The organism is Paraburkholderia sp. RAU6.4a (genome assembly GCF_050435625.1).
GTDB lineage: Bacteria > Pseudomonadota > Gammaproteobacteria > Burkholderiales > Burkholderiaceae > Paraburkholderia > Paraburkholderia tuberum.
In genome coordinates this window covers 2,427,499-2,439,190 of sequence record NZ_JBNDKQ010000002.1, presented here as the reverse complement: position 1 = coordinate 2,439,190, position 11,692 = coordinate 2,427,499, and the positions used below count along the sequence as shown (strand labels likewise).

Annotated in this window: 8 protein-coding genes and 2 riboswitches; of the genes, 1 reads left to right on the top strand and 7 read right to left on the bottom strand. The window is 65.3% G+C overall.

Going from position 1 to position 11,692, the window contains the following annotated elements:
• Positions 1 to 84: 84 nt before the first annotated feature.
• Positions 85 to 1,233 carry a branched-chain amino acid ABC transporter substrate-binding protein gene (locus tag OKW40_RS16130; protein WP_429490486.1) on the top strand — a complete coding sequence of 383 codons (1,149 nt, stop codon included), beginning with the start codon at positions 85 to 87 and terminating at the stop codon, positions 1,231 to 1,233.
• Positions 1,234 to 1,328: 95 nt separating this feature from the next.
• Here OKW40_RS16130 and OKW40_RS16125 read toward each other — a convergent pair whose 3' ends face one another.
• The 7 genes from OKW40_RS16125 to OKW40_RS16095 all read right to left on the bottom strand — a co-directional run bounded on the left by OKW40_RS16125 (position 1,329) and on the right by OKW40_RS16095 (position 11,484).
• On the bottom strand, positions 1,329 to 3,062 hold the full coding sequence (locus OKW40_RS16125) for a thiamine pyrophosphate-binding protein (RefSeq protein ID WP_429407971.1): 1,734 nt from the start codon (positions 3,060 to 3,062) through the stop codon (positions 1,329 to 1,331).
• A gap of 238 nt (positions 3,063 to 3,300) precedes the next feature.
• On the bottom strand, positions 3,301 to 4,689 hold the full coding sequence (locus OKW40_RS16120; RefSeq protein ID WP_090802417.1) for an L-serine ammonia-lyase: 1,389 nt from the start codon (positions 4,687 to 4,689) through the stop codon (positions 3,301 to 3,303).
• 29 nt (positions 4,690 to 4,718) lie between these two features.
• Positions 4,719 to 5,849, bottom strand: coding sequence for an alginate lyase family protein (locus OKW40_RS16115; RefSeq protein WP_018418839.1), 1,131 nt, complete (start codon positions 5,847 to 5,849; stop codon positions 4,719 to 4,721).
• A 139-nt stretch (positions 5,850 to 5,988) separates the two neighbouring features.
• On the bottom strand, positions 5,989 to 8,925 hold the full coding sequence (gcvP, locus tag OKW40_RS16110; protein ID WP_429490484.1) for an aminomethyl-transferring glycine dehydrogenase: 2,937 nt from the start codon (positions 8,923 to 8,925) through the stop codon (positions 5,989 to 5,991).
• Positions 8,926 to 8,993: 68 nt separating this feature from the next.
• Entirely contained in the window at positions 8,994 to 9,374 is a 381-nt protein-coding gene (gcvH, locus tag OKW40_RS16105) for a glycine cleavage system protein GcvH (protein WP_184003117.1), read from the bottom strand.
• Between the two features lie 59 nt (positions 9,375 to 9,433).
• Positions 9,434 to 10,549 (bottom strand): glycine cleavage system aminomethyltransferase GcvT, encoded by a 1,116-nt coding sequence (gene gcvT / locus OKW40_RS16100; protein ID WP_429490482.1) that lies wholly within the window; start codon positions 10,547 to 10,549, stop codon positions 9,434 to 9,436.
• A gap of 80 nt (positions 10,550 to 10,629) precedes the next feature.
• Positions 10,630 to 10,791: riboswitch (glycine riboswitch) on the bottom strand.
• Between the two features lie 21 nt (positions 10,792 to 10,812).
• Positions 10,813 to 10,914: riboswitch (glycine riboswitch) on the bottom strand.
• A 219-nt stretch (positions 10,915 to 11,133) separates the two neighbouring features.
• Positions 11,134 to 11,484, bottom strand: coding sequence for a hypothetical protein (locus OKW40_RS16095; protein ID WP_018418835.1), 351 nt, complete (start codon positions 11,482 to 11,484; stop codon positions 11,134 to 11,136).
• Positions 11,485 to 11,692: the final 208 nt, after the last annotated feature.

Sequence of the window (11,692 nt, the reverse complement as noted above, 5' to 3'; positions counted from 1 at the left end):
AACCTCGGCGATTTATTCGATAGAAAGGAAGCGGGACGGCGACCCCGACACCGCTTCATCCACACCTGGTACCAAGGAGAAGCTATGCAACACAAAATGAAACAGCTGGCAGGCGCAGCTCTGGTTGCCGCCATGTCGCTGGCGGGGACGGCCAACGCTCAATCGACGGAAGACGTGAAGATCGGTTTTGCCGGTCCGATGACGGGCGCACAGGCGCACTATGGCAAAGACTTCCAGAACGGCATCACGCTCGCGGTCGAAGAGTTCAACGCGACGAAGCCGGTGATCGGCGGCAAGCAGGTTCGCATCGTGCTCGACTCGGCCGACGACCAGGCCGACCCGCGCACCGGCACGACGGTCGCGCAAAAGCTCGTGGATGACGGCATCAAGGGCATGCTGGGCCACTTCAACTCGGGCACGACGATTCCGGCCTCGCGCATCTACGCGAACGCGGGCATTCCGCAGATCGCGATGGCGACGGCGCCGGAATACACGCAGCAGGGCTTCAAGACCACTTTCCGCATGATGACGTCCGACACGCAGCAAGGCTCGGTCGCTGGCACGTTCGCGGTGAAGAACCTCGGCATGAAGAAGATCGCGATCGTCGACGATCGCACCGCTTACGGCCAGGGTCTTGCGGATCAGTTCGAGAAGGCTGCGAAGGCGGCAGGCGCGACGATCGTCGATCGCGAATACACGAACGACAAGGCCGTCGACTTCAAGTCGATCCTGACCAAGCTGAAGTCGTCGAACCCGGATCTGATCTATTACGGCGGCGCGGATTCGCAAGCAGCACCGATGGTCAAGCAGATGAAGCAGCTCGGCGTGAAGGCGCCGCTGATGGGCGGCGAAATGGTCCACACGCCGACCTTCATCAAGCTCGCCGGCGATGCGGCGAACGGCACGGTGGCTTCGCTCGCCGGTCTGCCGCTCGAAGAAATGCCGGGCGGCAAGGCATACGTCGAGAAGTACAAGGCGCGCTTCAACGAAGACGTGCAAACGTACTCGCCGTACGCGTTCGATGGCGCGATGGCGATGTTCACCGCGATGAAGAACGCGAACTCGACCGATCCTGCCAAGTACCTGCCGGTGCTCGCCAAGACGTCGAAGCCGGCCGTGACGTCGGCCAACCTCGCGTACGACGCGCGCGGCGATCTGAAGAACGGTGGTATCACGCTGTACAAGGTCGTCGATGGCAAGTGGACGACGCTGCAAAGCGTGGGCGGCAAGTAAGTTTTTTGCTGACTACGGTTGATAGAAAACCCCGCTCTGGCGGGGTTTTTTTATAGGCGGCGCGTTCGACACGCTGTCAGGCCACGTGGCGATTTTCACTGCCCGCGCATCTTCCTCCCCTGCTCACGAATCATCTCGAGCGTCGCCGCGGGCGTGCTCGCTTCCTGCGGCATGCGAATTTCGATCACGGCCGGCAGCTGCGATTCGATCGCGCGTTGCAACGCCGGCAGAAAATCCCCGGTACGTTCAACGGTTTCGCCATGCGCGCCGAACGATCGCGCGAATGCCGCGAAGTCCGGATTCGTGAGGCCGGTGCCATGCACGCGATGCGGATAGTGTCGCTCCTGATGCATGCGGATCGTCCCGAATTGGCTGTTGTTGACGACGATGAACAGCACGCGCAGGTCGTACTGCATCGCTGTCGCGAGCTCCTGCGCGGCCATCATGAAGCAGCCGTCGCCGGCGAGCGCGACCACCGCGCGCTGTGGATACAGCGACTTTGCCGCGAGCGCCGCCGGCACGCCGTAGCCCATCGCGCCGCTCGTCGGCGCGAGCTGAGAACGGAAGTGCCGATACGAGAAATGCCGATGCAGCCACGTCGCGTAATTGCCCGCGCCATTCGTGAGGATCGCGTCGTCGGGCAAGTGGGCGCGTAACTGCTGGATCACTTCGCCCATCTGCACGTCGCCGGGAATTGGGCGCGGCTTGCGCCAATCCAGATACGCGCGATGCGCTTCCTCAGCGGCACCCGCCCAGGCGAGCCTGCCGGACGACGACGGTTGCAGTTCCGCAAGCATCGCCGCAAGCTCAGGCATGCCCGAGACGATCGGCAGATCGGCCGCATATACGCGGCCCAGTTCTTCCGCGCCCTGATGCACGTGCACGAGCGTCTGCTTCGTCTTCGGGATGTCGAGCAGCGTGTAGCCGTTGGTCGTCGCTTCGCCGAGGCGCGGACCGAGCGCGAGCAGCAAGTCCGCGTCGCGAATGCGCTGCGCGAGCGCCGGGTTGATGCCGAGACCGACGTCGCCCGCGTAGTTCGGATGCTCGTTGTCGAAGGTGTCCTGGAAGCGGAACGCGAGGCCAATCGGCAACTGCCAGTTTTCGATGAAACGCCGCAGGTCCGCGCATGCGGCCGCTGTCCAGCCGCTGCCGCCGGCGATCACCATCGGCCGTTGCGCGCCTTCGAGCAACTCGCGCAGCTTCGCGATCTGCGCGGCCGATGGCGACGCCGCCACGCGGTGATAAGCGGGTGCGCCAGGTACCGCGTCGCAGGCATCGCTCAGCACGTCTTCGGGCAGCGCCAGCACGACCGGCCCGGGCCTCCCCGAGGTGGCCGTATGAAACGCATGGCTCAGATATTCGGGGATGCGCTTCGGGTCGTCGATCTGCGCGACCCACTTCGCCATCTGACCGAACATGCGCCGGTAGTCGATCTCCTGAAAGGCCTCGCGATCGAGATGTTCGCGCGCGCACTGACCGATCAGCAGAATCATCGGCGTGGAGTCCTGAAACGCAGTATGAACGCCGATCGACGCATGCGTCGCGCCCGGCCCGCGCGTGACGAGTGCGACACCCGGGCGGCCGGTCAGCTTGCCGAGCGCTTCGGCCATGTTCGCGGCCGCGGCTTCGTGACGGCAGACGATCGTCTGGATGCGCCCGGTTTCGTCGTGCAGCGAATCGAGCACGGCGAGAAAGCTTTCGCCGGGGACGCAGAACACGCGCTCGACGCCGTGTGTGAGCAATGCCTCGACGACGAGGCGCGCGCCGGTCGTGCGTGCGGTATGGGAAGCGATAACGGAATTGGAAGCGGGAGCATTCGGCAGCGACATTGCGAAGAAGCCTCCTGGCAGTGCGTGGGTGCGTTGGGATGTAGCCGCATAGGCGGAACGTGCAACAACGGCCGATGGGCGCTTCGACAGCTTACGCCGAGCACGTGGGCGCTGTCATGGCGCAGCGCAACTGTTCGATCGGCGTGCGTGCAACACGATCGCGCAAATGAAAACGCGAGCCGCAGGGCCCGCGCTTTTCCGATGCGATCGCACGCAATTGAATGCCGCGCTCAGCGACTCAACACTCGACGATATTTACCGCGAGGCCGCCGCGCGACGTTTCCTTGTACTTGGTCTTCATGTCCGCGCCGGTTTCGCGCATCGTCTTGATCACCGAATCGAGCGACACGTAGTGGCTGCCGTCACCGCGCAACGCCATGCGTGCGGCATTGACCGCCTTCACCGATGCCATCGCATTGCGCTCGATGCACGGAATCTGCACCATGCCGCCGACCGGATCGCAGGTGAGCCCGAGGTTGTGCTCCATGCCGATTTCCGCGGCGTTCTCGACCTGCTTCGGCGTGCCGCCCATCACGGCGGCCAGCGCGCCCGCGGCCATCGAGCATGCGACGCCGACTTCACCCTGACAGCCCACCTCCGCACCGGAGATCGACGCATTCAGCTTGTACAGGATGCCGATCGCGGCGGCCGTCATCAGGAAGTCGATCACGCCCTGCTCGTTCGCGCCCGGCATGAAGCGCGTGTAGTAATGCAGCACCGCCGGAATGATGCCGGCCGCGCCATTGGTCGGCGCGGTGACGACGCGCCCGCCCGCCGCGTTCTCTTCGTTGACGGCGATCGCGTACAGGTTGATCCAGTCGACCATGGACAGCGGATCCTGCAACGCGCGCTCAGGGTTGCCCGTCAACGCGCGATACAGCTGCGGCGCGCGCCGCTTCACCTGGAAAGGTCCGGGCAAGTGACCATCGGCATCGGGATTGTTGATGCCGCATCCGCGCGCGACGCATGATTGCATCACGTCCCAGATCTTCAGCAGACCGGCGCGCGTCTCTTCCTCGCTGTGCCAGACGCGCTCGTTTTCCCACATCAGCTGCGCGATGCTCTTGCCGCTCGCCGCACACAGCGCGAGCAATTCGTTGCCGGTACGGAACGAATGCGGAAGCTGATCGACGGCGCTCAATACCTTCGTGTTCGGCGCGCCGGCCGTCACGACGAAGCCGCCGCCGACCGACAGATAGGTCGACTCGCGCAGCGTTGCCCCTTGCGCATCGAAGGCGAACAGCTTCAGGCCGTTCGGATGCTCGGGCAGCGCCTGACGATAAAACGCGATGTGCTCTTTCTGCACGAAGGGCACCTCGTGCGTGCCGAGCAGCGCGAGTTGGCGAGACGTGCGCACTGCTTCGAGCCGTTGCGCGATCGTCTCGGGATCGACGGTGTCGGGCGCGTCGCCCATCAGGCCCAGCATGACGCCGCGATCGGTGCCGTGGCCCTTGCCGGTCGCGCCGAGCGAGCCGTACAGCTCCGCCTTCACCGATGCGGTGGAAGCGAGCAGCCCGTCGCGCTCGAGTCCCTGGACGAACATCAGCGCCGCGCGCATCGGCCCGACCGTGTGCGAGCTCGACGGACCAATGCCGATTTTGAAGAGATCGAAGACGCTGACTGCCATGTCCTGCTCCCTGCCTATAGATAAAGAGTTTAGCGCGCCGGCAGCGGCAAGCACACGGCGAGCCACGCGGGCGGCGTCGGTGCGAGCTGCAGCGCGACTGGCGTAAAGCGTCCATCGAGACGGGCCGCCAGGTGAAACAGTTCCGTCGCGTTCTTCGGATCCCACTGACCCGAATAGCCGGGCAAGCCGGCCTCGCGACGTTTTGCATCGAACGCGACGTTCGAATGCACGAATTCCTCATGCGTCTGACCGCCGGTAGCAAACGGCACGAGCCAATTCAGCGCGGCGAGCAGCGTCGCGCCGTTCGCGCCCTTTTCTTGCAGCCAGTTGCGGTTGTGGCGGCGCGCGGCGAGCGCGGCCGTCACCAGCGGTTGCAGATCGTAGGTCACGTAGTGCAGCGCATCGCGCTCGCCGAAGTCGATCGTCGAGCCGTCCGGGGCGATGTTGTCGCCGATATGCTCGACGAACAGCCGCTGCGCGGCGTTGATCATCTTGCGGTTGTCGAGCGTGAATGCCGCCATCGCGATCAGCTTGATGCGGTGGCTTTGCCAATTGTTGCGGAACGTGCCCGTGAGCGGCCGCGGCTGCGCGTCGATCTGCGCGATGTAGCCGTTCGCGAGCTTCGTCAGAAAGGCCATCGCCGCGTTGCGCGTTTTGACGGGCAACGCGCTCGCGGTCATGTCGTACGCGAGGATCAGACCTTCGAAACGCGTTTCGTCGATCGGATTGAAGCTCGGCTGATAGGTCGTGACCCACGCGTACAGCAGACGGTCGACGAGTTTCAGGAAGCGGTCGTCGCTGGTCGCGCGCCACGCGAGCGCGGCGTCGCGCAGCAGGTCGAGATCCTTCTCCGCTTCGACGCTCTGATCGTAGATGCCCTCGTGCGGCAGCGTGCCCTCGGTGTGCAATTTGGCGAGCGCATGCGGCTGCTCGTTCAGATGTGCCTGCACGTTGGCGACGAGCGCCTTGACGCCGGGGTCGGCATTGGTGCGCTCGCTCGTTTGCAGCGCCGGCGCCGCGCAGAAATTCATCGCGGCCTGCGCCGCGCGCAGCGGCAGCAACGCGGCCGCTGCGGCCAACAGTACCGCGTAAGCGGGCCGCCACGGACGGACGCCTGCCGCCTCGGCCCGGCTTTGCATCAATCGCACCTTTCGCGCCATGCGAAACTCCTCGTTAGGCTGATTCGGTGTGTGATGTTAGCCGGTTGCGGCTTTCAACGACAGGACCGCGGCTGGACCGCTCGCGGATGCCGACGGACCTTCACAGCGCCGCGCATGACGTCTCGCCGACTCGCGCTGCTTACTCGTAATCGGCGATCGGCACGCACGAGCAGAACAGGTTGCGATCGCCGTACACGTTGTCCGCGCGACCGACCGGCGGCCAGTACTTGTTCGCGATCAGCGTCTTCAGCGGGTAGGCGGCGGTCTCGCGCGCATACGCGTGCTTCCAGTCGTCCGAGATCACGACCGCCGCCGTGTGCGGCGCGTGCTTCAGCGGATTGTCCTCGCGCTCCGCGCGGCCTTCCTCGACCGCGCGGATTTCCTCGCGGATCGCGATCATCGCCTCGATGAAGCGGTCGAGCTCTTCCTTCGACTCCGACTCGGTCGGTTCGACCATCAGCGTGCCCGGTACCGGGAAGCTCATCGTCGGCGCGTGGAAGCCATAGTCGGCGAGGCGCTTCGCGACGTCGTCGACGGTGATGCCGCTCGTGTCCTTGATCGGACGCAGATCGAGAATGCACTCGTGTGCGACGAGGCCGCCGGGGCCCGAGTACAACACCGGATAGTGCGGCGCGAGCTTGTTGGCGACGTAGTTCGCGTTGAGGATCGCGGTTTCGGTCGCGGCGGTCAGGTTCTTCGCGCCCATCATCGCGATGTACATCCACGAGATCGGCAGGATCGACGCCGAGCCGTACGGCGCGGCCGACACCGCGCCGATGCCATCCTCCGAGCGCTGGTAGCCCGATGAAGTCTGGTTCGGCAGGAACTGCGCGAGATGCGCGCCGACCGCGACCGGACCGACGCCCGGTCCGCCGCCGCCGTGCGGAATGCAGAAGGTCTTGTGCAGGTTCAGGTGCGAGACGTCGCCGCCGAACTGACCCGGCGCGCACAGGCCGACCATCGCGTTCATGTTCGCGCCGTCCACGTACACCTGGCCGCCGTGCGCATGCACGATCTCGCAGATTTCGCGGACGTTCTGCTCGAACACGCCGTGCGTCGACGGGTACGTGATCATGATCGCCGCGAGCTTATCGGCGTGCTGCGCGGCCTTCTTCTTCAGGTCTTCGATATCGACGTTGCCCTGCGCGTCGCATGCCACGACCACGACCTGCATGCCGGCCATTTGCGCCGACGCCGGGTTCGTGCCGTGCGCCGAAGCGGGAATCAGACAGACATCGCGATGCGCTTCGCCGCGCGACGCGTGATAGGCGTGGATGATCAAAAGACCCGCGTACTCGCCCTGCGAGCCCGCGTTCGGCTGCAGCGACACGGCCGCATAGCCGGTCGCGGCGACCAGCATTTCTTCGAGCTGATCGATCAGCTCGCGGTAGCCGACGGTTTGTTCGGTCGGTGCGAACGGATGGATCTGGCCGAACTCGGGCCACGTGACCGGCAGCATTTCCGACGTCGCATTCAGCTTCATCGTGCAGGAGCCGAGCGGGATCATCGAGCGATCGAGCGCGAGGTCCCTGTCCGACAGACTGCGCAGATAGCGCAGCATTTCCGTTTCCGAATGATGACGGTTGAACACGTGATGCGTCAGGTACGCGCTCGTGCGTTCGAGCGCGGCCGGCACCGACGCAGAGTTCGATGCGTTGAGCGCTGCGTCGAGCGCGTCGACTTGCGGCACGTCGCTCGTGAAGGCCGCTTGAGCGAACACCGCGAGCAGGTCGGCCAGATCGTGGCGCGTGGTGGTTTCGTCGATCGACAGGCCGACTTGCGTCGCGCTCACGTGGCGCAGGTTGATGCGCCTGGCCGTAGCCGCGTCGTGCAGCGCTTGCGTGCGTGCGCCGGTGTCGAACGTGAGCGTGTCGAAGAAAGTTTCGTTGACGAGCTGATAGCCAAGCTGCTTCGCGCCTTCGGCGAGCAGCGTGGCGATGCGATTGACGCGCAGTGCGATCGTCTTCAGGCCACGCGGGCCGTGATAGACCGCGTACATGCTCGCCATGATCGCGAGCAGCGCCTGCGCGGTGCACACGTTCGAGGTCGCCTTCTCGCGGCGGATGTGTTGCTCGCGCGTTTGCAGCGCGAGACGCAGCGCGGGGTTGCCTTGCGCGTCGACGGTTACGCCGACCAGACGTCCCGGCATTTGCCGCTTGAATTCGTCGCGCACCGCGAGGTACGCGGCATGCGGGCCGCCGAAGCCGACCGGCACGCCGAAACGCTGCGTATTGCCGACCGCGACGTCCGCGCCCCATTCGCCCGGCGGCGTAAGCAGCGTCAGCGCGAGCAGGTCGGCGGCGACGACGACATGGCCGCCCGCCGCGTGGATCGCTTCGGTCAGCGCGCGGTAGTCGCGCACGTCGCCGTTCACGCCCGGGTATTGCAGCAGCACGCCGAATGCGTTGGCGTCGGCGGCTTCAGCGGCCGGGCCGACTTTCACTTCGATGCCGACCGGCGTCGCGCGCGTCTTCACGACTTCGATGGTCTGCGGCAGCACGTCGTCGGCGACGAAGAACACGTTCGACTTCGGCTTGCCGACGCGTTGCAGCAGCGTCATCGCTTCGGCGGCGGCGGTCGCTTCGTCGAGCAGCGATGCGTTCGAGATCGCGAGGCCGGTCAGGTCGGTGACCATCTGCTGGAAGTTCAGGAGCGCTTCCAGACGGCCTTGGGAAATTTCAGGCTGGTACGGCGTGTACGCGGTGTACCACGCCGGATTTTCGAGCACGTTGCGCAGGATCACCGTCGGCGTATGGGCGTTGTAATAGCCCTGGCCGATGTAGGAGCGGAACACCTGGTTCTTGTCCGCGAGCTCGCGCAAGGCGGCGAGCGCTTCGGCTTCGCTCTTCGGTTGCGCGAAGGGGCCGAGCGGCAGCGTTTCGGTGCGGCGGATCGTCTTCGGGATGACGGCGTCGATCAATGCCGCGCGCGACGCGAAGCCGAGTGCTTCGAGCATCGCTTGCTGGTCGGCCGTATCCGGGCCGATATGCCGTTCGGCGAAGGCGTCGTGCACTTCGAGCGCGGCGAGCGAGAGAGGAGTGCGGTTCATCAGACGATCCGGGTGTTCGAGCTTCATGGGTGTTCCTGGCGGCGCGGCGCGCCGTTGTGGGAGCGCCGCGCCTGACGGTTAAAACAAAAGGCGACTCAGGCGCCGATCGACTTCGCGTACGCCTCGGCGTCGAGCAGACGGTCGAGCGACGCATCGGCGGCCGGCTTGATCTTGAACAGCCAGCTGTCGTACGGCGTGCTGTTGACGGTTTCGGGCGAGTCCGCGACGGTCGTGTTCGCCTCGATGACTTCGCCCGAGACCGGCGCGTAGATATCGGAGGCGGCCTTCACCGATTCGATCACGGCGACGGTGTCGCCCGCGGTCACGGACTTGCCGAGTTCCTGGACTTCGAAGAAGACGATGTCGCCGAGCGCTTCCTGCGCATGGTCGGTGATGCCGACCGTCAGCGTGCCGTCCGCTTCGGTGCGGACCCATTCGTGCGATTCGGTGTATTTCAGTTCGGCCGGGATGCTCATTGGATGCTCCTGAACGGTATGTTCGGTAGTGTTTGAATGTAGGGGCGTGCGCCGGCCGCTCAGACCGCCAGCACCTTGCCGTTGCGCACGAACGGCAGTTTTACCACGCTTGCGGGACAGGCTTTGTCGCGAATCTGGACGTGCACGGTGTCGCCCGGCAGCACGCCCTTCGGCACGCGCGCGAAGGCGATCGATTCCTGCATGGTCGGCGAGAACGTGCCGCTGGTGATTTCGCCGTCGCCGTGCGGCGTGACGACTTTCTGATGCGCGCGCAGCACGCCCGCGGCCTTGCCGTTTTCCTTCAGCAGGATCAGGCCGACGAACGCGGCGCGCGAGCCGTCGGCTTCGAGGCTGCTCTTGCCGACGAACTCGCGCGGCGAGGCCAGGTCGACGGTCCATGCGAGGCCGGCGTCGAGCGGCGAGACATTGTCGTCCATGTCCTGGCCGTACAGGTTCATGCCGGCTTCGAGGCGCAGCGTATCGCGCGCGCCGAGACCGGCCGGGCGCACGCCGTGGGCCGCGAGCGCCTTCCACAGCGCTTCGACGTGGGTAGCCGGCACGATGATCTCGAAGCCGTCTTCACCGGTATAGCCGGTGCGCGCGACGGTCAGCTCGCCGAACGGCGTGCCGTCGACGCGCGCGGCGTTGAACGGCTTCAGCGCTTCAGTCGCGGCGCGCGCGGCCGGCACGGTTTGCCAGGCCTTTTCGCGTGCGTTCGGGCCTTGCACGGCGACGATCGCCAGATCGCGGCGCGGCGTGATGGTGAGACCGAAGCCGCCCGCGTTGAGCTGGCCGAACCAGGCGATGTCTTTGTCGGCGGTGCCGGCGTTGACGACCACGCGGAAGTGGTCTTCGGCGAAGTAATAGACGATCAGATCGTCGATCACGCCGCCGTTCGGATTCAGCATGCAGGAGTAGAGCGCGCGGCCGGGTGTTTGCAGCTTCGCGACGTTGTTCGCGAGCGCGTATTCGAAGAACGCGCGGACGCGCTCGCCGGTGAAGTCGACCACGCACATGTGGGACACGTCGAACATGCCGGCGTCGGTGCGCACCGCGCGATGTTCCTCGATCTGCGAGCCGTAGTTGACGGGCATGTCCCAGCCGCCGAAGTCGACCATGCGAGCATTGAGCGCGCGGTGAGCGGCGTGGAGCGGGGTGTGTTTGAGTTCGGTCATGGGGCCTCGGGCATCTCGCGAAACAAAAAAGGCCATGCGGCGCACTGCCTCGCGGCCGTGTGCCTGCGAGCGTGGTTCTGCATGACCCCTCTGTCCTCGATACCTGAGAGATTGCGCCGCCGCGACTGGCTCAATGAGCTCGATCCGTCACGGGTGAAACGCGCGCCCCTTCGGTGGGCAGCCTGCCTGCGGTGCACGAGGTGCGACGCGGATGGCTACTGCCGCTCTCCAGAGTGCGAAAAAGCCGCCGGAAGACGGGTTTTTCGACGCGGTCGGTCCTTTTGCCTGAGAGTTTGCGGGTGTGCCCCTTCGGCGGCGCGGCCTGCGATTTTTCGCCTGCCAGCACGCTCTCCCGACGCGTGCGGCGAATTTACGCGACGGGCCGGGGCTTGTCAAATAAAGGCCCGGGAGCGGTGTGGGGCCGGCTGTGGCTGTTCGGGGGCGTCAAAAAGAAAAGCGCGGACCGTGGTGCCCGCGCTTTTCAGTTGCTTCTCCCGGTGCCATCCGTGACCGCACGATGAGCGGTAGTGGGGGCTCACCTGGTGGCTCGTTTGCCGATTCGGTTTGACCACTTGCTCGCTGGCTCACTCGCCGATCGCATGAGCCGCATTGTCCAGTTCCTGATTCAGCACGCGCTGTTCTTCCGCGGACAAACCGCCGCCATGCTGGGCGGCCATGTCATGCGCTTCCTGGCGGATCGTCTCGAGACGGTGATGCAGCGCGGCGCCTTGCGGCGGCGGGTAATAGCCCTGATTCACGCGGTTATCGATACGGTGCGCGAGATTGTCGATGCGGCCGTCGACCTGATGCAGACGCTGGTCCGCGATCTGCTGCGGAGTCGGGCCCGGATGCGGCGCGGGCGGTGGCGTTACCACGCAGGCGGCGACGGAGCCGAGCAGCGCGCATGCAACAAGGGCACGGATGATTCGAGACATGGATTCTCCCGGAGTCGTTGTCGTGTTGGGTTGCTACCTCACTAGCAACGGCTGACGAAGAACGCCCGCTGACTCTGCAGCGGGCGAATTTGTAACGTTATGTTCCTTTCCGGAACGTCAGGAAAGCCCGCGCCGACAGCCTTCGCGGCGCTAAAGGCGGTCCCGTTTTTGGTACACAGCTCGTGGTGTCGCGGTGTCGACGCGCAGC